The 26,655-nt window shown below is 62.6% G+C and carries 24 protein-coding genes; 1 reads left to right on the top strand and 23 read right to left on the bottom strand.

The window, feature by feature from the left end; all coding sequences use genetic code 11:
- Nucleotides 1-9: 9 nt before the first annotated feature.
- The 13 genes from AYK65_RS26315 to AYK65_RS26255 form a co-directional block, all read right to left on the bottom strand.
- Entirely contained in the window at nt 10-3,069 is a 3,060-nt protein-coding gene (locus AYK65_RS26315; RefSeq protein WP_081162027.1) for a cation-translocating P-type ATPase, read from the bottom strand.
- A gap of 135 nt (nt 3,070-3,204) precedes the next feature.
- On the bottom strand, nt 3,205-3,495 hold the full coding sequence (locus AYK65_RS26310; protein WP_046119185.1) for a DUF5132 domain-containing protein: 291 nt from the start codon (nt 3,493-3,495) through the stop codon (nt 3,205-3,207).
- Between the two features lie 78 nt (nt 3,496-3,573).
- Nucleotides 3,574-3,825 carry a DUF5132 domain-containing protein gene (locus tag AYK65_RS26305; RefSeq protein WP_026614820.1) on the bottom strand — a complete coding sequence of 84 codons (252 nt, stop codon included), beginning with the start codon at nt 3,823-3,825 and terminating at the stop codon, nt 3,574-3,576.
- A gap of 256 nt (nt 3,826-4,081) precedes the next feature.
- Nucleotides 4,082-5,383, bottom strand: a complete 1,302-nt coding sequence (locus tag AYK65_RS26300; RefSeq protein WP_081162024.1) for a DUF445 domain-containing protein — start codon at nt 5,381-5,383, stop codon at nt 4,082-4,084.
- Between the two features lie 377 nt (nt 5,384-5,760).
- Complete coding sequence (gene uxuA / locus AYK65_RS26295; RefSeq protein ID WP_081162021.1) at nt 5,761-6,972, bottom strand: mannonate dehydratase; 1,212 nt, start codon at nt 6,970-6,972, stop codon at nt 5,761-5,763.
- 15 nt (nt 6,973-6,987) lie between these two features.
- The gene (locus AYK65_RS26290; protein ID WP_139793353.1) at nt 6,988-8,046 is read right to left on the bottom strand and encodes an L-idonate 5-dehydrogenase; all 1,059 of its coding nucleotides are present in this window, start codon (nt 8,044-8,046) and stop codon (nt 6,988-6,990) included.
- Nucleotides 8,046-9,452: a TRAP transporter large permease gene (locus AYK65_RS26285; RefSeq protein ID WP_081162016.1), complete on the bottom strand. Its 1,407-nt coding sequence runs from the start codon at nt 9,450-9,452 to the stop codon at nt 8,046-8,048. Before AYK65_RS26285 ends, AYK65_RS26290 begins: the two co-directional genes overlap by 1 nt.
- Nucleotides 9,453-9,457: 5 nt before the next feature.
- A complete protein-coding gene (locus AYK65_RS26280; RefSeq protein WP_026614815.1) occupies nt 9,458-10,030 on the bottom strand; it encodes a TRAP transporter small permease in 573 nt (190 codons plus the stop codon).
- A gap of 63 nt (nt 10,031-10,093) precedes the next feature.
- Nucleotides 10,094-11,068, bottom strand: coding sequence for a sialic acid TRAP transporter substrate-binding protein SiaP (locus AYK65_RS26275; protein ID WP_026614814.1), 975 nt, complete (start codon nt 11,066-11,068; stop codon nt 10,094-10,096).
- Nucleotides 11,069-11,148: 80 nt separating this feature from the next.
- Nucleotides 11,149-11,892 (bottom strand): FadR/GntR family transcriptional regulator, encoded by a 744-nt coding sequence (locus AYK65_RS26270; RefSeq protein ID WP_081162013.1) that lies wholly within the window; start codon nt 11,890-11,892, stop codon nt 11,149-11,151.
- Nucleotides 11,893-12,083: 191 nt separating this feature from the next.
- Nucleotides 12,084-13,076 carry a PQQ-dependent sugar dehydrogenase gene (locus AYK65_RS26265; RefSeq protein ID WP_046119182.1) on the bottom strand — a complete coding sequence of 331 codons (993 nt, stop codon included), beginning with the start codon at nt 13,074-13,076 and terminating at the stop codon, nt 12,084-12,086.
- 156 nt (nt 13,077-13,232) lie between these two features.
- Nucleotides 13,233-14,093 (bottom strand): urea carboxylase-associated family protein, encoded by an 861-nt coding sequence (locus AYK65_RS26260; RefSeq protein WP_026614811.1) that lies wholly within the window; start codon nt 14,091-14,093, stop codon nt 13,233-13,235.
- Between the two features lie 164 nt (nt 14,094-14,257).
- Nucleotides 14,258-15,166 carry a LysR family transcriptional regulator gene (locus tag AYK65_RS26255; protein WP_081162010.1) on the bottom strand — a complete coding sequence of 303 codons (909 nt, stop codon included), beginning with the start codon at nt 15,164-15,166 and terminating at the stop codon, nt 14,258-14,260.
- Between the two features lie 110 nt (nt 15,167-15,276).
- Between AYK65_RS26255 and AYK65_RS26250 the strand changes: the two genes are divergently transcribed.
- Nucleotides 15,277-16,149, top strand: a complete 873-nt coding sequence (locus AYK65_RS26250; RefSeq protein ID WP_051440508.1) for an SDR family NAD(P)-dependent oxidoreductase — start codon at nt 15,277-15,279, stop codon at nt 16,147-16,149.
- A 253-nt stretch (nt 16,150-16,402) separates the two neighbouring features.
- Here the strand turns inward: AYK65_RS26250 and AYK65_RS26245 are convergent, their stop codons facing one another.
- The 10 genes from AYK65_RS26245 to AYK65_RS26200 all read right to left on the bottom strand — a co-directional run bounded on the left by AYK65_RS26245 (nt 16,403) and on the right by AYK65_RS26200 (nt 26,575).
- The gene (locus AYK65_RS26245) at nt 16,403-16,915 is read right to left on the bottom strand and encodes a nuclear transport factor 2 family protein (RefSeq protein WP_244560121.1); all 513 of its coding nucleotides are present in this window, start codon (nt 16,913-16,915) and stop codon (nt 16,403-16,405) included.
- A 303-nt stretch (nt 16,916-17,218) separates the two neighbouring features.
- Nucleotides 17,219-17,503 (bottom strand): type II toxin-antitoxin system RelE/ParE family toxin, encoded by a 285-nt coding sequence (locus tag AYK65_RS26240; RefSeq protein WP_081162004.1) that lies wholly within the window; start codon nt 17,501-17,503, stop codon nt 17,219-17,221.
- A 3-nt stretch (nt 17,504-17,506) separates the two neighbouring features.
- The gene (locus tag AYK65_RS26235; protein WP_081162001.1) at nt 17,507-17,815 is read right to left on the bottom strand and encodes a type II toxin-antitoxin system RelB/DinJ family antitoxin; all 309 of its coding nucleotides are present in this window, start codon (nt 17,813-17,815) and stop codon (nt 17,507-17,509) included.
- A 99-nt stretch (nt 17,816-17,914) separates the two neighbouring features.
- Nucleotides 17,915-18,700, bottom strand: coding sequence for a COG3904 family protein (locus AYK65_RS26230; protein WP_026614806.1), 786 nt, complete (start codon nt 18,698-18,700; stop codon nt 17,915-17,917).
- Nucleotides 18,687-19,994 (bottom strand): hypothetical protein, encoded by a 1,308-nt coding sequence (locus AYK65_RS26225; RefSeq protein ID WP_026614805.1) that lies wholly within the window; start codon nt 19,992-19,994, stop codon nt 18,687-18,689. Before AYK65_RS26225 ends, AYK65_RS26230 begins: the two co-directional genes overlap by 14 nt.
- A 139-nt stretch (nt 19,995-20,133) precedes the next feature.
- Nucleotides 20,134-20,748, bottom strand: a complete 615-nt coding sequence (locus tag AYK65_RS26220; protein ID WP_081162340.1) for a hypothetical protein — start codon at nt 20,746-20,748, stop codon at nt 20,134-20,136.
- A gap of 159 nt (nt 20,749-20,907) precedes the next feature.
- Nucleotides 20,908-21,789, bottom strand: a complete 882-nt coding sequence (locus tag AYK65_RS26215) for a BON domain-containing protein (protein ID WP_139793351.1) — start codon at nt 21,787-21,789, stop codon at nt 20,908-20,910.
- Nucleotides 21,790-22,201: 412 nt separating this feature from the next.
- Nucleotides 22,202-23,548, bottom strand: a complete 1,347-nt coding sequence (locus AYK65_RS26210) for an SLC13 family permease (protein ID WP_081161995.1) — start codon at nt 23,546-23,548, stop codon at nt 22,202-22,204.
- A gap of 94 nt (nt 23,549-23,642) precedes the next feature.
- Nucleotides 23,643-25,157, bottom strand: a complete 1,515-nt coding sequence (locus tag AYK65_RS26205) for a malonate--CoA ligase (RefSeq protein ID WP_081161992.1) — start codon at nt 25,155-25,157, stop codon at nt 23,643-23,645.
- Nucleotides 25,154-26,575, bottom strand: coding sequence for a malonyl-CoA decarboxylase (locus tag AYK65_RS26200; protein ID WP_026614800.1), 1,422 nt, complete (start codon nt 26,573-26,575; stop codon nt 25,154-25,156). The genes AYK65_RS26205 and AYK65_RS26200 overlap by 4 nt, the downstream gene beginning before the upstream one ends.
- Between the last annotated feature and the right edge of the window lie 80 nt (nt 26,576-26,655).

Below are 26,655 nucleotides of genomic sequence, written 5' to 3'. Positions count from 1 at the left end.
AAAAATGACCTAAGGCGCGTCGCGTGAAGTCGATTGAAGGCGACGCGCCTTCGCAAGCATCGCCTTATCGCGCGGAACATCTGGCGCCGCTCGGCGAGCCCATACCAGATCGCTCTCGTGGCCATCGCCCCGTGACTTCATCCATTCCATCGCAAGGAATGGGAGGGTCCCACCGGCAAGCGTAACGACCGCATCCATTCCGCTAATTGGCGCGATTCCGAGCAGCCTTCTCACAAACGGCAGGAACAGGCCCGCGGTCTGGACGGCCATTGATCCGCCGATGATCCATGAAAGCGCATGGTTGGGCGGCCTCGACCCTGGCTCAAAAATACTCTCGGTGTCGGATCGCGACGTGAAGGCGTGAAGCAACTGGGCCACGACCAGGCTTCCGAAAGTCATGGTTCTCGTGCGCGGGGAGTCCAGTCCGTAGCGCGATGCCCCGAAAAGACCCGCTGTCATCGCGGCGCCGCCCATGATTGCGGCTTGGGCGGTCAAGCTGCCGAGTTCCCGTCCCTTCAGGATCTCAGAGCCGCCTTCCTTCGGCGCCTGCCGAAGAATGTCGGGTTCAGGCGGTTCCATCGCCAGTCCGATGCCGGGCAACACGTCGGAGATCAGATTGATCCACAAAAGCTGCATCGGCGTGAAAGGTGCGCGCATACCGATTGAAGTGCCCGCCAGAACCAGCAGGATCTCGCTCAGATTGGTGCTGATCAGATAGCGAAGAGCCTTGCGGATATTTCGCCGGGTCGTGCGCCCTGTCTCGATGGCCGGCGCGAGGCCGCCAAGGCCGTCAGCGTCGATGATGACGTCCGCGATTTCCCTGGCTGCACTCATGCTGTCCTGCCCGATGGCTATGCCGACGTCCGCAGCCTTCAATGCAGGTCCGTCATTCACTCCGTCGCCGATCATCGCGACCCTCGCCCCTGCTTCTTGAAGGGAGCGAACGATTTGCAGCTTCTGGGAAGGGCTGACCCTGCTGAACGCCTGCGCGTGGCGCGCGCTCAGCACAAGCTCCTCCGAGCTCATGCCCTCGATCTCCGTCGAATCGACAATCGCCAGTCTGCCTCCGCCGTTCAGTCCGACACGCTCGCCGACGGCGGCAGCTGTCGCCTTCTGATCGCCGGTCAGCATGATCGTGTGAACACCGGCCTCGTGCAGTCGGCCCATCAGCCTGCTGACGCCTGGCCGCAACCGGTCGGCCATCCCCACCAGCCCCAGCCAGACCAGATTCCGAGTGTCCTCTGCACTCGGCTTGGAGCTTTTCGTCTGTTTGCGCGCTACGCCGAGGACGCGCAGAGCCCGAGATGCCATTGCGAGATTTGCTTTTTCTATGGCGGCGCGTCGATCCGGCGTGAGCTCTCGCTGGATGCCGTCCGGCAGGATTTCCGCGCCGCAGCGCCGGAGGACCTCGTCCGGACTTCCTTTTATGGCGATCAGCATCCCGTCTTCCGTCACATGTCGCGTTGCCATGAGGCGAGATGCTTCGCTTCGTTGCTGGACCGATATTCGGGCAAAACGCCCTCGCAAGGAGGCAACGTCCACGCCGCTATCGAGAGCAGCCTCAATGAGGCAGCTCTCTGTAGGCGAGCCGTTCAAGCGCAGTCCTTTGTCAGTGCCGACAATCTCCGTATCGTTGCAAAGGCAGCAAGTTTCCAACAGGCTGCGCAATGGGCCCTCTGGGTCCGTGCCGCTTCGCCTGACGTCATTGATGCGGTAAGCCTTGTCGCCGATCCTGATCGTCTCGACAGAGATGCGGCCGAAGGTGAGTGTGCCTGTCTTGTCGAAACACGCAACGCGTACCGCTGCGAGCGTCTCGATGGCTTCCAGCTTGCGAATGAGGACGCCTTCGCGTCTGAGCCTTTCAACTCCGAGAGCGAACGTCGTGGTCGCAACCATTGGCAGGCCCTCAGGAACTGCAGCGACGGCAACGGAAAGGGCCGAGCGCGCCATCTGGAGAAGACCCAGGCCACGCAGCCCTCCCACTAACACAATGAATGCGCATGCGCCCAAGGTCAGCCATCCCAGGCGCCGTCCGAGATTCGTAAGCTCCCTCTGGATGGGCGTCTCGGGGGTGAGTGTTGCTCCGACAAGGCGCTGGATTCGTCCCGCTTGCGTCACGGATCCCGTCGCGACCACGATCGCTCGTCCGCTGCCGCCCGTCACGATCGCTCCGCGGTAGATCATGTTCGAACGCGCACCGAGAGGTACCTTCGACTTCCTGATTGTGCGGATATTCTTAGCAATCGGTGCGCTTTCACCCGTCAGCATCGCCTCGCTGACGCTCAAGGCCTGTGCATTGATAAGGCGCGCATCAGCCGGGACTACGTCGCCCCGTTGCACCGAGATGATGTCTCCAGGAACGACCTGCTGAACCGGGGTCGTGGTCGCGACGCCTTCACGTATGACCTGTGCGGTTCGCGGCCCACCCGCTCCCAGCCCCTGGATCGTCCGTTCGGCGCGGCTTTCGGTTTGATAGCCGATGACGGCGTTCAGGCCCACGACCGCCAGGATGGCGGCAGCTTCGAGCACGCCGCCCGTCAAAAGAGAGACTGCCGCCGCGCCAAGAAGCATTGCCACCGGCAAGCTTTCAAACTGACCGGCAAGGATGGTCGCACTCGACCGTGGCTGGATGGAGTCGAGGAGATTGGGGCCGCTGCTCGCCAAGCGTTGGCGGGCATTAGCTCTCGATAGCCCTCCGTCCGCCGAAACCTCGAACATGGAAATCAAGCGCCCGGGTGACAGTGTGTGCCACTCGGGATGTGGCTCATCGCTCGGCGCGACGATTTCGCCACGCAAAAGAGCTGCCAGATGCTCGACGATGGCGTCGAGATCTGACGCTGCCTCGAACTCGACGAGGACGGTTCCGGTCAGATCGCTGCCGGTAATGCGCGACACGCCCGGAGCGGCGCGACCTCCCCGCTCCAGCAGGTCTTTGACCGCGCTCGAGCCTTGCAGGCCGCCGATCTTCAGCCGAGCGCGCCCCGGCACGGACGTGTGGATCGGGACGATGGAGAGCGAGATGCTGGTGCTGGGTGCTTTGGATTTCCCAGGCTCGGCAAAGGTATGCATCGCGGGCTTCCCCGCTGCCTTGCTTTACAGCGAAACGACGTCGGGCCCCGGCAAGAGCCAGAGGTCAACGCTCTACCCGCCGTGCTGGCTTGAGGCCATCACGGCGTGTTGAAATCGTACTTCCTGGCATTCAGGTTAGCTGGTGGAAGTCCGCGCAGGTTTGGTCGCAGGCGGAGGCGAAGGCGAACTGCCCGCAGTCTCGGCCATTTCAGACCTGGCCTCCGCGACCAGATCGGATGTTCTTTCGTTCATCTCGGCCCATGCAACGCGGCCTTGATCGTAGGCGACCAGACCCGCCTTCAGAATCGTTTTGGTGATAGGACGCAGCAAAGGAGCCGCGAGGGGCGCTAAAACGAGAGCGCCGACTCCGATCGCGAGTCCCGTTACCACGTTCCCGCCTTTCAGTGCGTCTTCGAGTATTGCCATCGAAGTTGCCTCCTTGTTTCTTGCCGTCCCGTCGTCAGCGCGACCGGACCCCTCATCGGGATCTTCGCCTTGCGCCGATCAGGAACCAACCTGGACCCGGCGTTGCCCGGCGGCCGCTTTGCGCTCTTCTTCTATCTCTGCTCTGACCTCGGAAAGGGTGTCTTCCGTGCTCTCGTTGAGTTCGGCCACTGCGACCCTTGCCTGATCGTAAGCTATGACACCGGCTTTGATCACCGATTTGGCGTACGGTCTCAAGATGGGAGCGACTTTTGGCGCAAGTAGACCCGCAGCGACGCCGAATACCAGGCCAGTGACGAAATGCAGCGCCATGTCGCGCTCCTTTCGGGGACGTCTGGGAGCATTCTGCTGAGAGCTGACAGGATGAATAAAAATCTTGTCGCAAGTTTGTCATCAGACCGTCACAATCGCTGCGGCGCCATGAATGCAGCCATTGCTTGCAGCGCCCGCGGCGACGTCTCGGCAAGAGAGAGGGGCCTTGAGATGATCGACCCCGCCGGCGACTGGGGAGAGATGTCGCTCGCAACCGGCGCGTTCGGCGGAACGGGGCGGCTCCACTTGACTGCAGTCAACCGAAAAGCTGCGAAACCAGGAAGATGAGACAGCCGGCAAATGCGCCGACCACCGTGCCGTTCATGCGGATATATTGAAGGTCACTGCCGACCACGAGTTCCAGGCGATCTACGAGCGTGTGACTGTCCCAGCTTCTGACTACCTCCGCCACGAACGCGCCGATCTCGTGACGCCAGGAGACCAGATAGACGGCGAGTTTCTCGATAAACGAGTCGATGTGCTTCAACATCGCTTCGTCCGTCGCCAATGCCCTGCCGACCAGAAGGCAAAGTCTCTCCACCGCAATACGCGCTTTCGAGGCCGGCTGCGACAGGTCTTCCAACATTGCCCGTGAGGTCTTGCGCCACACCACTGCCACCCATGCATGCACCTCCGGGTGCTCGAGGATACGGTTCTTGAAGGCGTTGATCTGCTCGCGCTGCTCCGGCGAGTCGATCAGATCATCGATCAGCCGGGCGAGAGCCTCACGGAATTTCAGCCGAACCTCGCTGTCGGGTTCGCGCAGCTTGCTCAAAAGATCGGCCACCCCGGTGACGATCGCCTCGGCGATCTTGCGGTCGATGGTCCGGGGAATCCACCAGCGGCTACGTTCCCGAACCAGCTGGAAGATCTGCTCGCGGTTTTCCTCCAGCCATTCGGAGGCAACGCCAAGGGCTCGCTCGAACAGGACATCCGTCTCGCCGCTCGCCGTCATGATACGGATGGCGCGGCCTATCACGGGCGCTATATCGGCCTGCCGCACCTGCTCGCCGAGGCTCCGGCGGGCAAATTCCTGCAGGTCCTTGTTGTCGAGTGTTCGGATGACATGCGGCAGTGCCGAAGCGACAGCCTCGGCGAGGACCGGCGCCGTCGCCGGAGCCGCGAGCCAGGTTGCGAACCGCCCAGCCACGTTGGCGCTTCGCAGCTTCCGCAGGAGCACCTCCTCGGTGAGAAAATGCCGCTCCAGGAAGCGCCCGAGCGTTTGACCGATGCGTTCCTGGCTGCTCGGTATGATCGCCGTGTGCGGTATGGGCAGGCCGAGGGGGTGGCGGAAGAGCGCGGTGACGGCGAACCAGTCGGCAAGCCCGCCGACAATTCCCGCCTCGGCAGTGGCACGCAGCAGCCTCACGCCGAAACCGGGATCGGCAACGAAGTGGGTACCGAGGAAGACCGCTCCCATGGCGACGAGGAGCGACGTCGCCAGAGTGCGATTGCGCCTGAGGCGACGGCGCAAACCGTCCTCGGCGACAGCCGGAAAGGCGCCCGGCTGTGGCGACGGGGCGAGAGTGTCCAACGAGCGAGAACGATCCGGTGACATGTCTCAACCTCCTCGCGTCAAACGCGCCCGGCCCTACAGCGCCGGACGTCTTATCAGACGCGCAAAGTCGCTGTAGCACTTTGAATTGCTGCATGTTTTTACCCTTAAATCGGCTACGGTTTAAGGAAACATGCGATTCGGGGTTCCGAGGAGCAGAACCTTCCACACCGTTGCACGGAAATCTGGCCGATCATGGGTCATCGAAGCTGCGAGGAACAGACCTGTCCCTGCTTCCTGAAGCTATGCAACCGGGACTGCTCGTGACACCGAGGGCTGGGGGATCCGTTTATCTCAACCCGTGGTACGGCACGGCTCATCGCCGAACATTCAGTGGTCGACAACGAATCGGTGGAAGGTCCGGCAATGGCCTCCTACACTCACGAACGTTTGCTCAAAACCCGCCCATAGATCGGGTGAGATAACGCTCGTTCGATGCCGCGCAGTTCCGCCAGGCCCTTCAGGCGGCCGATCGCGGGATAGCCTGGCTGTGCGCCGCGGGTCAGATCGTCGAGGATCTCCTGGCCGTGATCCGGGCGCATCGGAATCTGGTGGTCCTCGCGGCCCTCGGCGCGGCGCCGCTGCTCCTCTTTGAGCAGCTCGGCGATCACCGCCACCATATCGGTACCCCCCTCCAGATGCTCGTCCTCGTAGAAGGAGCAAGGCGTCCGCTCCTCCTCGCGGCGGACATTGCGGAGATGGACGAAGTGGATGCGCGGGGCGAATTGGCGGGCCATGGCCGGCAGATCATTTGCCGCCAGGGCGCCGAGCGAGCCGGTGCAGAAGGTGACGCCGTTCGCGGGGCTATCGACCTCGCTGAGCATGAAGGCATAGTCTTCCGCCGTCGAGAGAATGCGCGGCAGGCCGAGCAGCGCCCATGGCGGATCGTCCGGATGGGCGCAGATGTTGATGCCGACCCGTTCAGCGACCGGCGTCACCTCGGAAAGGAAATCGACGAGGTGACGCTGGAGCTTTTCGCGCCCGATCCCTGAATAGGTCTGAAGGTGCTCGCGGAGCTGCGGCAGGCTGTAGCCGTCGGCCGAGCCCGGAAGCCCGGCGCCGATGTTGCGGGAAAGCGCAAACCGCCGCTCCTCCGTCATCTCGCCAAAGCGTCGCGCCGCCTGTTCGCGCGTCGCTTCGTCATAGTCGTCAAGCGCGCCCGGCCGCTGCAGCAGATGGAGATCGAAAGCCGCGAAGTCGATGCGGTCGAAGCGCATGGCTTTCGCGCCGTGGCGGGCGGTCCAGCGCAGGTCGGTGCGTGTCCAGTCGAGGACCGGCATGAAATTGTAGCAGACGGTGCGGATGCCGGCGGCGGACAGGCGGCGCAGCGTCTCCTGCCAGTTGGCGAGGTGCTCGCGCCAGGGGCCTGTCTGGGTCTTGATGCTTTCGGATACGGGAACGCTTTCCACCACCTCCCATTCCAGGCCGCCCTCGCGGACCTCCCGCTGCCGCTTTTCGATTTCCGCGACTGGCCAGACAGCCCCGGTCGGGATGTGATGGAGGGCGCTGACGATGCCCTGCGCGCCGGCCTGAGCCGCATCCTGCACGCTCACCCGGTCCACCGGTCCGAACCATCGCCATGTATGTCGCATGTAACTCAAACTCCTCTAAGGCAGAAACGTCAGTTGCACCTTGCAGGCAACCGAGCGGTCGCCGGCCTGCTCGAAGGCGGTGACTGCCTGATCGACCGGAAACGCATGGGAAATGATCGGCCGGACGTCGATCCGGCGGTGGGCGATGAGCTCGACCGCAAGCGCGAACTCGCTGTCGAAGCGCTGCGAGCCGACGAGGCGCAATTCCTTGCCGACAAGCGCATTGAGCGGAAGGGTGATGTCGCCCGTTACCCCGATCTGCACGATCAGTCCGCGCGGCTTGACCGCCGCGATCGCGTTGCGCAATGCAGGCGCTGCCGCCGAGCACTCGAAGGCGACATCGAACCGGCCCTTTTCGGCCTCGTACTCGCTTAGACCCGCAGGATCGCGGCGGATGTTCACGACGCGCGTCGCGCCCATTGCCAGCGCCCGGTCGAGCGCCGCATCGGCGAGATCGGACACCACGATCGTCTTGGCCCCGGCATGGCGGGCAGCCGCGACGACGAGAGCGCCGATCGGCCCGGCGCCGGTGACAAGCACCTGTCTGCCCTTGAGATCGCCTGCCCGTGCGATGGCATGGAGCGAGACTGCCAGCGGTTCGGCGCAGGCCGCTTCCCCGGCGCTGACCGACGTGCCCGCCGGGAAGCACTGGCCCGCCGGCACGACGAGCCAGTCGCGGAACATGCCTTGCGTGTGAGGAACGCGCATGGCGCTGCCCATGAACTGCATGTTCAGGCAGTGGATGGGAAGCCTTTCGCCGCAAAAGCGGCAGTTACCGCAGGGTTGGCTCGGATTGACCGCGACCAGCTCGCCGACGGCAATGCCGGAGACACCGGCTCCGAGCGCGGCGACATGTCCCGAGGCCTCGTGGCCCGGGATGATCGGCTCACGCACCCGAATGGGGCCGAAGCCGCCATCCTGGTAATAGTGAAGATCGGAGCCGCAGATCCCGGCGGCGGCCATCTTCAGGAGAACCTCGCCTTCGCCGGGCTCCGCGACGTCCTGAGCTTCCAGCCTGAGATCGCGTTGACCATAGAGTCGGGCGAGACGCGTGCGCATGGTTGCCGGTGACATCAGCGGATCAGCCCTACCGCGCCCGGCAGCCACAGGGTGATCGCGGGAACGAAGGTGATGAGGATGAGTGCGATGAAGAGCGGCAGGAGCCACGGCAGGATCGCCATGGTCGTCCGTTCGACCGACAGCTTCGCGACGCGCGACAGCACGAAGAGCACCATGCCGAGCGGCGGATGCAAAAGACCGATCATCAGGTTGAGCGTCATGATCAGGCCGAAGTGAACCGGGTCGATGCCGAACTGGGCCGATAGTGGCAGGAGGATCGGCACCAGGATGGTGATCGCGGCGATTGTATCGAGAAAGCAGCCGACGAAGAGCATCAGGAGGTTCACAAGGATCAGGAAGACCCACTTGTTTTCGGTGATCGTCAGGATCGCGCCGGAGAGCATCTGAGCGGCCTGGCTGACGGTCAAAAGCCACGCGAAGATCGACGCGGCCGTGACGATGAAGAGCACCGAAGCCGTCGTCTCGATCGTATCGAAGGTCGCCCGCGTCAGCGTCGCCATCGTCATCGTGCGATAGCGCACCAGTCCCAGGAACAGCGACCACAGGACCGCGGCGACGGCGGCTTCCGTCGGTGTGAACCAGCCCATGGTCATGCCGCCGATCAGGATCACCGGGGTCATCAGCGCCATGACCGCGGAAAAGTCGAAATACCAGTCGAGGGCGAGCAGCACCACGAGGGCGATGCCGACAGCGACATTCATCGACAGGCCAGCCGACATCAGAAGGTAGACGAAGACCGGCACGGCGAGCACCACGACGACCTCGAGCGATGCCGACAAAATCCGCTTCATCTCGAATGGCGTGTCGGAGCCCCAGCCGCGCTTGTAGGCGAAGATCGCCACCGTCAGCATCATCAGCACCGTCATCACCACGCCCGGCACGATGCCGGCCATGAACAGGGCGCCGATCGAGACATTCGCCATCATGCCGTAGATGACGAAGGGCAGCGATGGCGGAAAGATCGGCCCGAGCGTCGCCGATGCGGCCGTGACGCCGACGGCGGCCTCGACCGGGTAGCCGTGATCCTTCATCGCCTTGATCTCGATCGTGCCGATGCCGGCGGCGTCAGCGAGCGCGGTGCCCGACATGCCGGAAAAGATTACCGAACCGATGATGTTGACCTGCGCGAGCCCCCCCTTCATCCAGCCGACGAGCGCGACCGCGAAGGCATAGATGCGGCCGGTGACGCCGGCGGAGTTCATCAGATTGCCGGCGAGAATGAAGAACGGCACCGCAAGCAGCGGAAAACTCTCGACACCGGCAATCATCCGCTGTGCTGCGATAATGTCGGGGGCGACATTGTAGAAGACCAGATAGAGGACAGATGCCACGGCCATGGAGACGGCGACGGGAACCCCTACCAGCATGAGGAGAAGAAACGATCCGACGAGCAGCAGCATAGGTTTCAGCCCTCGACCTTCTGGAATTCCTCCGGCTTTTCGAGAACCGAATAGCCGCGGCGTTGATTGGCGATGAAGACCTGAATGGAGCGGACCAACATCAGTACGAAGCCCGCCATCACACTGTAGAAAACGATGCTGCGCGGCAGATCGACCGTCACCATGCGCTCATGCGCAACGATCGCCACATAGCGCCACATCAACCAGCAGGCATAGGCGAAGAAGCCGATGCGCACGAGATCGACAAAGATCGCCATGGCCCGCGCCGCGGGCCTTGGCAGATAATGATAGAGCACGTCGACCTGGATGTGCCGCGAAACCCGGACGCACATGACGGAACCGAGGAACACCACGCCGATCAGGCAATTGGTGGCGATCTCCTCCGTCCAGGCATAGGAGTCGTTGAGCACGTAGCGGGTGAAGAACTGCAGGAATACGCAGCCAGTCATCACCCAGAAAATGGCGAGCGTCACCCAATCCTCGAAGGCATAGCTCGAAATATCCGCGGCTGGCGGAGCCTCGTCGAAGGAATGGGCGATTTCCTCCGGCGTCGTCTGCAAATGGACTTCCTGTGACATGGCGTTCATCCGGCGAAGGTGGACAAAATGCCGGCGGCTCTACGTGCCGCCGGCATCTACGATTCACTTGACGGCGCGGATTGCCTCCCAGTCTTCCTTCTTGTAGCCGAAGTCTTCGAGCGACACCTTCTCCATCACGTTTGACTGGAAGTCCGCCTTGTCGACCTCCGTCACTTGGATGCCGCGCTCCTTGAAGGTCTCGACGAGCTTCTTCTCGCGCTCTTCGATGATCTTGGTGGCCCGCTCCGCCGCCTGCTGCATCACTTCGGTGAAAATCTGCTTGTCGGCATCGGAAAGCTGCGACCAGAGATTCTTCGACACCACCGTGTTCAGGTGATCGACAATATGGCCGGTCAGCACGATATGCTTCTGCACCTCGAAGAACTTCTTCGCCTCGATCGTCGTCAGCGGATTTTCCTGGGCCTCGACCGTGCCGTTCTGGAGAGCGAGATAGACCTCCGCGAAGGCGATCGGCGTCGTATTGGCGCCGCAGGCGCGCGGCATGGCGAGATAGGCCGGAACATCCGGGACGCGCATCTTCAGCCCCTGCATGTCGGCACATTTGGCGATCGGCCGGTTCGATGTGGTGTGGCGCGTGCCGTAGTAGGTGACGGCGGTGATATGGTTACCCGAAGCCGCCTCGTACCCCTCGGCCAGTCGCTTGAAGACATCGCTCTTGGTATAGGCGATCAGATGGGCCGGGTCGCGGAACGTGTAGGGGAAATAGGTCACTCCGATCGGTGCATATTCCCGCGCCGCGAAGCTCGAGCCGGAAATGATGATATCGACCGTGCCGAGCTTCAGACCCTGGTTGATATCCGCCTCCTTGCCGAGCTGCGAGGCCGGGAAGACATCGATCTTGTAACGCCCCTCGGTGCGCTTGCCGATCTCTTCCGCCGCCCAGACGGACTCGGTATGGAACGGTTCCGAGGTCTCGTAGACATGCGCCCATTTGAGCGCGGTCTGCGCCTCGGCGGCGAAGGCCGAAGCCAGGATGGTCGCGGTTGCACCGAGTAGCGTCAGCAGTTTGAACTTCATCTTCCTTCTCCTCCCAAAGTGATTGCTCAAAGCGGGTTATGGAAATGCGCGGCTTTCGGCGCGAATCCCGCTTTCACCCGTCAATTCCCTCCGACGCGCCTCCACGCGGCGGGTATCGTGCGGTCGGACGACTCCTCCTCGAAGCTTGCCGAGAGGCGAAGCTGAGATTGATCGAGATGCGCGCGCATAGCGGCGCGTGCGGCTGGCGGATCACCCGAGGCGATCGCGTCGCGGATCACGCGATGCTCTTCCATCGCGGCGCGCCAGGTTTCCGTGTTTTCGAAATAGCTCGCGAGCTTCTCGAAATAAGGCGTCATGCGCATGTCGTGGATACTGCCGACGAAACGGTTCAGCGTCTGATTGGCGATGATGCTCGCGACAATGACGTGGAACTCGCGGTCGAGCGCGAGCGCCAGGCGGCGATCCTCGAGTGCCGCCGCCATGCGCGTGAGATTGTCGTCCATGACGGCGATATGCTCGGGGCGCGCCAGCCGGGCCGCCTCCTCGGCAATGGCGCACTCGACCACCGCCCGCGCCCGCAGCAATTCGAACGGACCTTCGAAATCCTCCGGCCGCGTATCGGACGCGGGAACCTTGCGCGTCGCGACATAGATGCCGGATCCCATGCGGATATCGATGAAACCCTCGACCTCGAGCACGATCAGCGCTTCCCTGATGGTGGGACGGGAGACGCCGAGCTTCTGCGCGAGTTCCCGCTCGGACGGAAGCCGAGAACCGGACGCCAGCTCGCCCCGTTCGATCAGCCCCCTCATCTGGTCCGCCACCTGACGATAGAGGCGGCGCGATTCCACGGCAGAAAACATCATGCTCCCCGATAGAGCTTCTGCGGCCAAGTGGCCAAGTGGTCATACCAATTTGCCTCAGGATACTCGCTATCGCAGTTGAGTCAACCGCCGCGACCACCGTCGATCGCACGAAGCCATCAAATGGGTGGTCGACAATGGAAGCTCCCACCAAGACGGATGGCGGAGAACCAAGCCGTCAAACTGAAGCGTCACCGCCTGAAGACGTGAATCGCGCCTCCGGCGTCGTCGGATACGAGGATGGAACCGTCCGGAGCTTCCTTGACGTCCACCGGCCGGCCGACGTTTCTGAGGAAAGTCGTCGCCGAGACCGGGCGGCCGCCCTGGAAGCGCACCCGCACGACCTGGTAGCCGACCGGAACAGATCTGTCCCAACTGCCGTGCTCGGCGACCAGGGCGTCGCCGCCGAGGCTGCGGAAGAAATGGATTCCGAGCGCTGCGACATGCGCCTGGAAGTTGAAGACGGGCGGAATCTGGCGCGCGGGCGGCGTCGCGTCTTCGAACCCTTTGAGCCGGATTTGGCCTCCAAAATAGGGAAAGCCGTAAAAGCCGCCCGGCCGAAGCGCGTTCAACTCGTCCGGCGGGATGTCGTCGCCCATTCGGTCGGCGCCGTTATCGGTAAAGAACATTGTGCCGCCGCGCCAGGCGAAGCCGACCGAATTGCGCACACCGGAGGCCACTCGTCGAAGATCGGACCCGTCCTGGTTCATGCGGACGATCGTGCCTTGCAGCCCGCGTGGCTGGCAAATGTTGCAAGGCGATCCCAACGAGACATAAAGGCGGGAATCGGGGCCGACGGCGATATAGCGGAGACTGTGGGCTCCCGAACTCGGCAAATCTCGGCGAATATCGCGCCTGCCGCTCAGAGCGCCCTGAGGCCCGATGTCGAACGCCGTTATTCTGTCCCTCGACGCGACGAACAAACGACCGCGGGAGCATGCGACACCGTTGGGAGCGGAAAATCCGGATGCAACCCGGCGGGCGCGGCCGCCCGCCAGCGGCACGGCATAGACCGAGGATCCTTTGGTTCCAACGAACAAGATGTCGCCGCAGACCGCCATTTCGCGCGCCGCGGGAACGCGGGCGAGCAGCTCGGCGTGCGCCGGACCGAGAGCCACGCTAGAGGCGACCGCCGCGACCGAGGCGAGCGCGAGAAATCCGGCTTTAGGAGAAAAGACGTCCATCGGCGCCCTCCGAATGCAAGCTGAATTTGCTGGAGGGAATTGGAGCGGTTTGTTCTCGTTTCAAGCCGGAGCCCGCGCCTCACGGCGAAGTGATCTCCTCCACCCATGGACCGGCTCGGCCGCTGACAATGCTCCGGGTTGAAACCGGCACTGTTGCTACAGACCGTGGGTGCGATCGTAGCCGTTGGGCGCGGGCGAGGCCCAGCCTTGAGGCTGACGAACGGGTCGGTAGACTTCGACCTCGAGCGGGTAGCAGGCCGCCGCATCCGAGGAGTGCTCCGACGAGCAGTCGCCGCCCGGGCACGCCGACATGCATCCCAAGAGGTCGATCTCGGCGAAGAACTCCAGATAGTCGCCGGGGCGCACGGGGCTCGCCTTCATGAAATACTGCCCGGTCTGGCGGGTGAAGCCGGTGCACATGAAGACGTTCAGCACGTCATGGATATAGGGCTCAGCCTCCGCCAGCCCCTTGCCGGTGTGCTTCGCAAAGGCGCGGGTGAGGTTGGAGTGGCAGCAGTAGTGATACTGACCACCATGGCTCAGCAGGTTGTGCGTATAGGGATCGCAGCGCGTACCGATGACATCGTGGACCGAGCCGCCGAATTCGTCGAAACCGTACCAGTCGAGCGTATCGTGCGTGATCGTGGCGATCGGGCGCAGATAGGGCATATTCGAGAAAAGCTGATCGCCCAGCCCGACATGGGTGCCGTTCAGCGCACGCGTCTTGCCGGTGTAAAGACGTTCCCTGAAGTCATGCGCGTTGAACAAGTTGAGATCGCCCACCTGCGGACCCTCGCTGCAGAGGATGCGGCAGAAGTGCCCGGCTGGAACCAACCAGCAGGCCGCATCGCGTGCAGGAACCGTGACGCGATCGACGAGTTCGAGATCGTCCCGCACGGCGCGATAGGCGGCGAGATCGGGGCGAGGCAGGGTCTCGACCGGATAGCAGATTACCGGCGCGACCGCCTTGCGGGCGGCGGCATCCCGGGGGGCTGGCGTAATGGCTTGCGGCTTCATCCCTGTTCTCCGTCTCCTATCACTACGCCCGCTTCCGCCGGCTGGCCCGCGTATAGAACATCCTGTTCCGCCGGTGCAACGAGCATCTTGCCCTGGCAGATCCCGTCCGTGATGCCGTGTCGGCCGCAGAACGTGACAAACGAACGCACGTTCCGCGGTCCACCTCAACGTCCTGGCCGCAACACCTGTCTTGCCAGGTCGATGAAGGCGCGCAGCTTCGGCTGGGTCTGCGCACGTTGCGGGAAGTAAAGAAAGAGGCCGGGCGTTGTCGGCAGGAAGGATTCGAGAACTGGAACGAGCTGGCGGTCGCGCAATTCGGCCTCGACCGCGATGTCGGCGACATAGGCGAGGCCGAGGCCGGCGCGCGCCCAGGAGACGAGCAGCGCACCATCGTTTACGATCAAGCTGCCGGGCGGGTCGACGGAGAAGGCACGACCGTCCCGCTCGAACTCCCACCGGTAGAGCGCGCCCGAACGCGGGAAACGATAGCGGATTGCCTCATGAGCGGTCAGCTCCTGCGGTGTCTCCGGCGTACCGCGCGCGCCGAGATAAGCCGGGCTCGCCACTACCGACCAGGCGATGTCGCGCGTAAGACGCACCGCGACCATGTCTTGTTCGATATACTCACCGATGCGGATGCCCGCATCGAAGCCGCGCCCGGGCAAATCGACCGTCGCATCCTCAACCGCGATCTCCATGGCGATCCGCGGATGAGCGCGTCTCAGCGCGGGGATGACCGGTTCGACGACAAGCGGCACCGCCATCCGAGGCACGGTAAGGCGCAGCAATCCCGAGGGCTCGTCCGTTGCCGCCGCCTGCTCGACAGCGGCGATAATTTCGGCCGCAGCGGGATTGACGCGCGCCAGAAGGGCCGCACCCGCCTCGCTCAGACCGACGCGCCGTGTCGTGCGGATGAACAAGGGCGTGCCGAGCCTTTCTTCGAGGGCCTTTACCGCCTGGCTCACGGCAGCCGGCGAGACATCCAGTCGCGCTGCCGCCGCAGTGAAGCCACCCGCCTCCGCCACCGCGAGGAAGGCCGAAAGGCCAGAGAATGGATCCGGTCGCAGGTTCATGTGTCGATTATAAACTCAGTCTTTAAAATCCTGAAAGCAGACACGGATTTTTCCGGCAAATACTCTCGGTTAGCCTTTCCTCAATCCATGGCAGACAGAGGAGACGAGTGATGACCGACGAGATCACATCTGACGCGACGATGATTCCGCGCAGGCATCTTATTGCCGGCATGCTTGCCACTGGCGCAGCGGTCGGCGCCGCCCTCACAGCGGCACCCGCGATGGCGCAAAACCCTGGCGTTCTCGAGGGCAAGGTCGCAATCGTGACCGGCGGCACGTCTGGAATTGGCGCGGTGACTGCCGGCGCCCTTGCCCGGGCCGGTGCCAAGGTCGCGTTCAACGGTCGGCGGGAAGCACTCGGGCGGGAAGTAGAGAGCCGCCTGCGCGCCGCGGGCGGTGACGTTGTCTACATCAAATCGGACGTGCGCGATGCGCTTCAAGTCGAGCGTTTCGTGGCCCAGGCCGTCGAGCGTTATGGCCGCCTCGACATCGCCTTCAACAATGCCGGCATCGATCTGCCGCCGGCACCGATCGCCGACACCGACCTTGCTGGCTTCGACGACCAGATCGCCACCAATCTGCGCGGCGTATTCGTCGCGATGAAATACGAGCTGCCGCATCTCGTGCAGTCACGAGGCGCGATGATCAACACGGCCTCGATCGGTGGCCGGCATGCCTTCCCGAACATCGTCGCCTACGGAGCTTCCAAGGCCGCCGTCATCCACATGACCCGCGCCGCCGCTCAGGAGTACGGCCGGCACGTGCGCATCAACGCCATCGCGCCCGGACCGATCGAGACACCAATGCTGGAGCGGGTGCGGCGCGACTGGAAAGTGACGACGGAACAGCTCGTTGGCCCATACCCCATGCGCCGCGTTGGTACGCCGGAGGAAGTGGCTTCCCTGGTAGTCTTTCTCGCCAGCGACGCAAGTTCGTACATCAGCGGGCACGTCATCGGGATCGACGGCGGCGATCTTGCCTAGCGCGGAATGAGGAAAAGTGTGCGCGGTTTTCCGCCCGCATCCCGCGCAAGCTTATCAGAATCGATCACGTTCATGATTTTAGGTCGATCCGACCTAAAATCATCGTGATCTAGTGCATGTCACCCAAAAGTGTGCAGCGGTTTTGGGGCAACGACATGCATAAAGACAAGAACCTCAAGCGCGTTGCATGAATTTGATTGAACGCGACGCGCTTTAGACGATTGCGGGCCGAATCGGCCCATCTCACCGGGGACTAACGTGCCGAAAGCGGAGGCGCGCTGTAGTAGACTTCGCTTCGCACGATGGCCCCGCCCTGCACGGTATAGACGTCGAGCTTCCGAATCGTCGCACGTCTTCCGGTTGGCGTGAAAGTCGCATCGATGGAAAAGCCGACGGCAAACCGCATTCCTCCAACAAATGGGCCGTCGACCTCCACGTCGTGGATTTCATGCTGTTCTGCAAATTCTCGACTGCCTTGCCTGATCCCTTCCATGCCGTGCATTTCTATAGGAGGCTCCCGCACGTCGAGCGGTTCGAAACGGACGTGATCCGCCGAAAAGAAGCGCGCCATCGCTTCATCGAACTCTCCCCGGCGGCATAAGGATACGTATCCTTGCGCCACGTCAGCCGTGGTCATAGCGACATCGCTACGCCCGCCGGCATCGTGATCGAACGATCCTTCACCGGGAATATTGCGAACAGTCAGATTATCGATTTCGAGATTTCTTATCCGTGCCTTGCCGATAGCGAGACGGCCGATCGCCAAAGCGCCGATTGCGTAAGCTCCAACGGCGAGAGCTCCGGCGGCAAACGCGCCTATTGCGCCCGAGGAGTGCCGCCACCCTCTGAATTGTTCATCGATCTGGTGCGGTGGTGTTGCGTGAACTGCGAGTGGTCGCGAACACAATCAGGTCGAGCGTGGCGGCTTCCGCCACAAGTCCCACAAACAGGTTCATGACGCAAATGTTCCGAACGCTACAGCGAGGGTCAGAAGGGCGCAAACCGCTTGCTTCAGGAGACCGAAGACTCGAAGCGGTGCTCATTGTGCCGCTGCAAGTGAAACACTCGCCTACTCATCGTTGAGCTCGATGGGCCATATCTGGGCGCCGTGCAAAATACGCAGAATGCGAATGCTGTCCGCCATCACGACGTAGGCTCCAATATAGGGCGTGCGCGGCACAACAAGCTCGCGTGTTCCGGCAATCCGGCCAGGACGACCGCTTTCGGGAAAGTCGAGAAGGCGGCGTGCAGCGCGGACGATCTCCTCGTCAACGTGGACCGCCGCCCTCGGATTCTCTCTTTCAATGTAACTGAAGATGTTGTTGCGATCGTCGAGCGCGTATTGCGCAGACAAGCCTCATCGCTCACCCGCCGCGGCCTTGCGCAGGGCCGCTGTCCGGCGCTCGCGAAAATGCGCATCGGCATCCGCATCTTCGACGTCGGGTCGCGTGTCCTCGAGTGCCTGCAAAACCTTGGCACGGAACCACGCATCATGGGCCTCGCTATGGCTGACAAGCTCCAACGGCAGAGCACCTTCGTTCGCAGTTCGGGTTAAGAGGGTTCGAACAGCATCGGCGACGGTCAGACCCATGCTTTCCAGAACCGCTGCGGCGCGCTCCTTGACGTCGGCATCAATCCGAGTCTGGACCAGTGCATTTGAAGCCATATGAGAGTCTCCTTCACGACCGGCTAGTGTAATGCACTTGCATGATAACTTGCAGTGTAAGGCGAACTCTGTTCAGCCGCAGCGCATCGAGAGAATGATTCAGCTCTTCTTCTTGGCGGTCGCGACCGGCTCCGTGATCAGCTTGAAATCAACCATCTCCTTCGCCGTCAGATAGTAGAGCCGGTCCGGCGGCGTTTCGAGCGCATTGATCCAGAGCCCGGCGCCGATGCCCATTGCATCGAGATGGCGGGCGACCCGAGCGGTCGTGGATTGCGCGAATGAGGCGGCCTGTTCTGCCGTCGGTCTCTCCCTGCTGCCGTTGAAAACCTGGTGCACGCCGACGATTGCATCCTCTTCGGCCAGGCGCCCAACACCGCCGGCAAAGATGATCGGGCAGGAGGAGGCGCAGAGCGCTTTTGACGCCACCTTGGTATTGAGCTTCTTTTCGCGGATCAGCTTCGAAATGGCGAGCGCGTCGTCCACCGAGCCCCCGGGTGAGTTGAGCGCCACCGTCTTTACATATTCGCCGCGCGTTTCGATCTCCTCAGCAAAGCGCGCACCTGCCCCGAGATCGATGGTGCCTTCGGCGAGCAATATGCCGCCGGACGTGAGCTCGAATTTCATCGGCTGACGCAGCACTTCATCGGGGCTTGCCGGCTGTACTGAAGGACCGTTGGGCACGCCCTCGGTCAGTGCCGGAGGCAAGACCGGCTGGTCCTCTAGCATCGGGTCGAAACCCGGCAGTTCGGCGTTCATTGCCGTGATATCGCGCACGTCGATCAGCAGGAAGACCGCCGCGGCCGATAGCAACAGGAAGAAAGCGCCGCGCATCAGCGCACCGTCGTCGAGCCGCAGCAGCGCTTTGAGTGGCTCATCGATCCTCATGCGACCGATCCTTTGCGCGCGTTCTCGGGTCGAGACTGGTGATGTTGTTCAGCTCCTCCGCTTTGCCGTCGGCTTCCATCTGTGAGCCGATCTCGCCGAGGTTCACGCCGTTTGCCGCTACCGCTCGCTGCACTTCCAGCGCTTGCAGCAGTTCGGCCGCCGTAATGCGCTCGGCAAACGGCAGCCTCTCCTCCTGTTTGCGGATCGCGCCGTGCACCGCTGCGAGGATGAAGACCAACACGCCCGGCAGCAGATCGATGGAAATGGCGCCGGCCCAGGCCGGAATGAAATCAGCCGCATAGCGCAACACGGCTTCGGCGGAGGACAGCGGAACGAAGCGTCGCTCCGCCACCGGCGTACGGGCAAGGATTTCGTCGGCCGCTTCGGAGAGGACCTTGGATTGCGCCGCCACCGAGGCCCGCACCGTCTCCATCACTCGGTCCTGGCGGTTGATGAGATCGGCATCGCCGCCGTCAGCCACCGGTGCGATGAAGCCGAGGGACAGGTCGTCTGCGGCGCGACGGATCGAAGGCGCGACCGAAGTCTGCCCGAGCGAGGCTATCACGCCTGTAAGCGCCACCACTTCGGAAGAGAACTGGTCGGCACGCGGCTCGATCGCTCCCGGCGCGGAAACCAGCGTGCGCATGGTTTCGAGCCGCTTCTGCCCTTCGTTGAACAATGTCGTGACCTGCTCGCGGGAGGCGTTGATGCCATTTTCGAGCTCCTTCATCTGCGCCGACATTTGCGACAGAAGCTGCACCACGCTCCCGGATCCCGTCGTGCCGGTGAGCGCTCCCGATTGGCGCTCGGAGGCGGCAAGCTGGGCGAAGCGTTCGGAGGCGCGCTGGATGTCGGGCAGCAGGCTTTGCGCCGCTAGCGCATTCTGGTGCGCCTGGTCGAGGTCGGCGGTGTAATCCTCCACCGTTTCCGCTAGATGCTGTTCGAGCGCGGCCGAACCTGCGAGCGCCGCCGCATTGAGCCAGCTCGACATGGCGATGATCATGGCAGCGCCCAAGGCCATCACGCCCAACATGGCGGCCCGGCCCGTATGGGTGGTCACATGCGGATAGAAGCGGGCCATATAGGACCAGAACGCGTAAATGCCGACAGAGACCGAAGCCGAGTAGATGATCGCCGCGAAGAAGACCGCAGTCGGCGAGCCGTCGAGAATACTGCGCACGCCGAGATAGGTATAGACACCCGAGGCAAGCGCCAGCACTGCAAGCGCGAAACGCGTCATGGTTTCGACGGCCGCGACGCCGTCATATAAACGCTGGGATGCGCCGACCGACATGGACAAGATCTCCGCAAAGGAATGTATTCCTTAACAGAGAATTAAGAAGCGGGCGGAATAAAGGCCGATTGCGACATGGCGTACCTCCCCCTGCGCCCGCTCGCAGGACCCGCGGTTGCGTGGCCCGGTCATGATGACTTTAGGGCCGGAAAAGCCGCTTCAGCACGAGATGGACCGGCAGATAGGCGACCACGGGAAGCAACACCATATAAAGGCCGAGATAGGTGCCCGGAGAGAGCACCTTTTGCGCCTCCGGCCCTGGGCCGAGCCCGTGCACCCAATTGATGTTCTTCTCGGGAGGCGTGAGCCAATAGCTCGCGAGAAGCACAACCCAGGCGAAGACGGTCTGCGCCTTGAACGCCCGGCGGTCGTAGCCTTGCCGCATCAGCATGAATAGGATGAACACCGGCAGGAAGAGGTGAAAGCCGGACAGCAACCGCATATGCAGCGGCTCCTTCGGATCGAACATATAGGCGGCGAGCCCGATGAACCTGCCGCCGGTGGCGAAGTCGACGCACCAGGCGAGCTCGAGCGGCAGAACGCCGACCGCCATCATCGAATAGAAAAGCCGAATGCCTGTCCAAAGTGCAATGAGCACGGCAAACAAGGCGAGATCGGAGACCCACAGGAAATTGCCTGGGCCGTATCGCAGCCAGTAGAAAGGCGTGAGGACGGCGACAAACAGCGTATACGGCAGGGTTATCCAGAGCGGATAGGCGGGGATCGGGTCTTTGCTCTGCTGTTTGGCTGTCATCGCTCGCATCGGCCGTCGCGGAACCGGCACCAGCGGCGCCGGCAAAGGCCTAACCCGGCAGCCGCAGGGCTGTTCCCGAGTCGAATGCCCCATCCTCGGCGCCCAACGGTCTTAAGCGCCCGATTACCCGGGCGCTTAAGACGTTTTGCCTCACCGAGCTCAAGTCTCGCGTCTTGATTCCGGACTCGTCGCGCTGGTTCCGGCCGTCATTCCCGCTCCGGTTGTTCCTGTCGTTCCGGTCTGGGATTTTCCGCCGGCAGTCCAGCCTTGCTGGCTTACGCGCAGATTATTCTGCACGTTCTTTACGCCTGAGACTTCTTCCGCGCAGTCTTCGGCGCGGCGCTTTTGCTCCCGGCTTTCGACGGTGCCGCTCAGCGTCACCTCGCAATTGCTGACGCGCACCTCGATTTCCGAGGCATCGACCGAACGGTCATCGCTAAGCCGATCACATACGTCTTCGCGGATGCGCTCATCCGACCGCTGATAGCCTTTCGGTCCCCGACCACGATATTGTCCGAAGCGGTCGCTGCGGGGCTCTCCATAGCCACCGCCGTACATCCCACCGCGATATCCCTCGCCGCCATAGCCGCCGCCGTGCGCGCCACCATATCCTTCGCGCCGGTAGCCGCCACCGTATCCGCGGCCGAAGCCACGGCCGTAACCGCTCTCTCCGCGACCAAAGTCCTGATCTTCAAACACCGCCTCCGCACTCTCGCTGCCGCCACCGAAGCGCTCGGCACCGAAGCCCCGTCGCGATCCCCACTCACGGCCATATCCGCCCATCCGTTCGTTCATTCCGCGAGCGCCGTATTCGCCGCGGTAAGCTTCGCCGGCCTCTCGTTCGCGCCCGTAACCCTGCCCCCGCAAAGGATAGTCGCCGCGATACCCCTCGCGACCGCCATAACCGCGTTCATAACGCTCATCCCCGTAATCGTCCTCCCAAGAGCGGCTGAAGCGCCCGTATCGGCCTCGGGGCTCGTCGGGCTCGCGCCCGTAGCCGCGGCCGTATTGCTCTCTCCGTCGATATCTCTCGTCGGCCATCTTCGTTTCCTCCATTCGGCTTGTTGGCTGTCGGAAGCTCTGCTTTGGTCTCTGGCTCCCCTCGACGTAGAACCAACTGATGGCGCGGCTGTTCCACGGGGTTTGCTCCAAGTCGGAGTTTGCCCAAACGGGTCAACTGCTAGGCTCTCTTCCCGACGGCGAAACGGTCATGTGGACGATCCGATATCTAGACAGCCTTGAAATACTTCGGCCCGAGCGAACGGGAGCCATTCTCCCGTCCGCCGCACCATCGCAGCAATTCCGCGGCACTTCCCTGGACTTTTTTCAGCGCAGTGCCGTGCTCTGCTCGCGAGCCCGGTCGAGAACGAAACCCATATCCTCCGGAAGCATGAAGCCTTCGGACATGAGCGCCTCGGATGCTTCGCTCACTGCATCTGGACCGCCAGCCCGATCAGACCAGCCCAGGCACGACGAACACCAACCAGGCCACCACAGGCCCGATGATGGCAATCAGTGCGCTGTAGACGAGGAGTTGCCGCAGCACTTTCTCGCGCTGATAATCCGGCGCATTGGCGACGACGAGTGCGCCGTTGGTCGAGAATGGGCTGGTATCGACGATGGTCGTCGAGATCGCGATCGCCGCGACGACTCCGATGGCGCTGATGTGTCCTTGAAGGAGGAACGGCACGGCGAGCGGGATGATGGCGCCGAGCAGCGCGGTCGAGGATGCAAAGGCCGAGACGATCGCGCCCGTGAAGCAAAGCAGGAGCGCTACCAGGAGCGGCATGCCGAGGCTCGATATGCCATTGGCGACATAGTCGACCGTACCGGCCTTCTCCATGACGCCCACATAGGTGATGATGCCGGCGATCAGCAGCACGGTCGACCAGCTCACCTTGTCGATCGCCGCTTTCTGCGCCTTCGGCGACAGCAGCGCCAGGGCGACGGCGACGGTCATTGCGACCAGACCGACATTGAACTTGAAGACCAGGGCGCCGATCCCGAGTGCAGTCAGGCCGATCAAGGTGATGACCCTTTCATTCGTCAGCCGCAAGCTCGCTGCGGTGTCGGCCGCGGTGCCGTAAGCATGTTCCCTGATCGGCTTGGCAGGCGTGCCGCCATGGCCTCTGATCGACGCCGATACGCCTTCGGGATGCAGTTCGGGCAAGGGGCCGGACGATGCGGATCCCTGCCTCATCACCCGCGCGCCGCCGAAGACGAAGAAGACCAGAACGGCGATCGCCAGGTTGAAGAAGAAACTGGAGAGGAACAGCGACGTCGGGGCGAAGGGCAGACCGGCCTTGGCAACGATCTGGTTGGTGATTCCGCCATAGACGCTGATCGGCGAAAAGCCGCCGGCTTGCGCGCCGTGGATCACCATCAGGCCCATCATCACCGGGTGAATGCGGTATTGCACGGCAAAGCTCAAGGCGACGGGTGCGAGGATCGCGACAGCCGCGGGGCCAAGAGCACCGAAACCGGTGATAACGGCGGCGACGAGGAACATCACCCAGGGAATCCAGGCGACATGTCCGCGCACCAGCCGCACGGCACCTTCGACGAGCCAGTCGATCGTGCCGTTGATCTGCGCGATGGCGAAGAGGTAGGTGACGGCGACCAGCGTCAGGAACAGGTCACTCGGAAATCCGGCGAAGATGTCGCTGGTTTTCATTCCGATGATCAACGAGCCGAGCACGAAAGTGCCGCTGAATGCCAGCGCGCCCATGTTGATCGGCTGGATCGTCGCGATGACGAACATCCCGACCAACAACGATATGGATAGTACTTCGATACCCATGATTCTCCTCCCTCCGGCGCCTCCAGCGCCGCAGCTGTCGTTTTCAAGATTTGAAAATGATGGCGGCGCCTTCCTCCCAGAGGGCGCGGTCACGTCACGTCCTGGCGTATAGATCGGCGTATTGCTGCCTGAGGACATTCTTCTGGACCTTGCCCATCGTGTTGCGGGGCAGGTCCTCGGCGAAGATGATGCGCTTGGGCTGTTTGTAGCGCGCGAGCCGGTCCTGAAGCGCGCCAAGAATCGCCGTCTCATCCAGAGCCGCGTCGGGCATGCGCACGACGATCGCCGTCACGCCCTCTCCGAAATCGGGATGCGGGACACCGATCACGGCGCTCTCGGCGACGCCCTCGAGCTGGTCGATCTCGCCCTCGACCTCCTTCGGATAGATGTTGTATCCGCCGGAAATCACCAGATCCTTGCTGCGGCCGACAATGTGGACATAGCCGCGCCTGTCAATTTTGCCGAGATCGCCGCTGATGAAGAAGCCATCGGCGGTGAATTCGGCTGCAGTCTTTTCGGGCATGCGCCAGTAACCCTTGAAGACGTTCGGTCCCTTGATCTCGATCATTCCGGTTTCTTCGGCAGGCAGCACGGCTCCGGTGGCGGGATCGGTCACGCGCACCGTCACGCCCGGCAGCGGGAAGCCGACCGTTCCGGCGATCCGTTCTCCGTCGTAGGGATTGGACGTGTTCATGTTGGTTTCGGTCATGCCGTAACGCTCGAGGATGGCGTGCCCGGTGCGGTTTTGGAACCCGACATGTGTCTCGGCCAGTAGCGGTGCCGAACCGGAAATGAAGAGGCGCATATTGGAGACGGCCTGCCTGTCGAGACGCGGGCTCTGCAGGAGGCGCACGTAAAACGTCGGAACGCCCATCAAAAGGGTCGCCCGCGGCATCAGCGAAATCACCTCGTCCGGATCGAACTTCGGCAGCAGGAACATCGAGGCACCCGCAAGCAGCGTGACATTCGTCGCGACAAAGAGCCCATGCGTATGGAATATCGGCAAGGCATGGATCAGCCGATCCTGGGCGGTGACGTGCCAGAAGTCGCGCAGCGCCATGGCATTTGAGAGCAGGTTCCCGTGGGTGAGCATCGCCCCCTTGGAACGCCCCGTCGTGCCCGAGGTATAGAGGATCGCCGCCAGGTCATCGGCCGAGCGCGAGGCATCGACAAAATCGGCCGGCTCGTCGCGTGCGAGATCGAGCAATGAGCCGGTGCCGTCGGCGTCCAGCGTTTCAACGATCGCGCCATGAGGCTTCGCTATTTTTCCGACGTTTTCCCGCGCGGCGGAAGAAACAACCACCAGGCGCGGCTCGGCATCACCGATAAAATAGTCGAGTTCAGTCAGCGTATAGGCGGTGTTGAGCGGCAGGTAGACCGCGCCGCTGCGCAGACAGGCGAGATAGAGGATCAGGGCCTCGGCGCTTTTATCGACCTGCACCGCAACTCGGTCGCCCGGGCGAATGCCGAGTGTATCCATGGCACTGGCAATGCGGTTCGAAAGATCGAGCGCGTCGTCGTAGGTCCAGATGCGGCCACCCTCGATCCGGATAAACGGTGCGCCACCCGGTGCGGCGGCCCTTATGGCGTCGAAAAGATGGTTGCTCACTTTCGCCTTCCTCCGATCCTTGAATTGACCATTTGTGCGAATGGCCGAGAGCCTTGCTGGCCGTTGACGCCGCGCCGGCCTTCGCCGTTCTGATCGAGCAAGCTCTTGACCTCGGGCGAGGCGATCACTTCGCCGCGCTGGGCGAGCGCTTCGTGGTTGGCCACGATGTCCTCGAGCTTGTAGAGGTAATTGACCATCAGGCCGTGTGCCTGCTGCATCGCCTTGGCCGAGCGGTCGCCAAGAAAATTCAGTCTTTCCAGTCGAGCACCGTTGCCGAGATGGAAGCGGGCGACCGGATCGACCGGGCGGCCTTCCGGCGTCCGTTCGACCAGGAAATAGCGCGCCGCGAGCGGCAGCAACACGCGCTCCATCTCCATTGCCATGCTCTCGTCCTCGGCCCATGCCGCATTGTCGAGCAGCGTCAGCACCTTGCTCGTCTCCTGCGACAGAGGCGGGTTGCTCTCCGCGTCAAGCGACTTGAGCCAACGGGCAAAGCCCGGGACGGGCGACAGGGTGACGAAGTTCTTGAGGCCGGGCAGATCCCGGCGGAGGTCTTCCACGACTTGCTTGATCAGGAAGTTTCCGAACGAGATTCCGCGCAAGCCATCCTGGCAGTTGGAGATCGAATAGAAGACGGCGGTCGTCGCCTCGGGGGCATCGATCTGTTCCCTACCCTCGTCGAGCACCTCCCTGATCGCGCCGGGGACGGAGCGGGTGAGCGCCACTTCCACGAATACGAGCGGTTCGTCCGCGAGCCTTGGATGGAAGAAGGCAAAGCAGCGACGGTCGGCCGGCGCCAGACGGCGGCGCAGCTCCTCCCAGCCGGCGATTTCATGCACGGCCTCGTATTTGATGATCTTTTCCAGGATGTGCGCCGGTGTCGACCAGTCGATCGGCCGGAGCGTGAGAAAGCCGCGATTGAACCAGGAGCCGAACAGATGTGCGAAGTCGGCGTCGAGTGCGTGAAATTCAGCGGATTGCCCTTTCATTGAAAAAAGCTGCTGACGCATCCGAACGAGCTTGGCCGTGCCGTTTGGCGCGTGATTCAGTCGGCGCAGGAGCTCCTGTCGACGCGGTTCCGCCGCCTCGTGAAGAGCAGTGATCGCTGCGGAGTTCTTTTCCGTGCGGTAGTTTTCGATCGCCTGATCGAGCCTCGTCGTGTCGGCCCCGAACTTTTCATGCAGCATGTGCAGAAAGTTCTGGGCACCCTCGCTTCCGAGTGCGCTCCAGCGCTCGAGAATCTCGGCAGCAAGCGCCATGCCTGAGGCTTCGCCTCGGCTCGACAGCAGCATTTCACAGAGTGTTTCGAGATCGACTTCGGCTGCGACCTGCGTCGTGCGCGAGCCGGAAAATAAAAGCTTGCGCCCGCGGTCGGTGATGCTCTGCAGCATATCCGTGAAAAAAGAGGTCTCAGGCATGCCGATTCTCCTCTTCTCAGTCTCCGCCTTAGCGCGGGACGAGGAAAAGTGTACGCGGTTTCCGCTCGCATCCCGCGCTA

The organism is Ensifer aridi (assembly GCF_002078505.1).
In the GTDB taxonomy this organism is placed as follows: Bacteria; Pseudomonadota; Alphaproteobacteria; order Rhizobiales; family Rhizobiaceae; genus Sinorhizobium; species Sinorhizobium aridi.
Note: the sequence above shows the minus strand (reverse complement) of the source record. Positions and strands in the feature narration are given on the sequence as shown.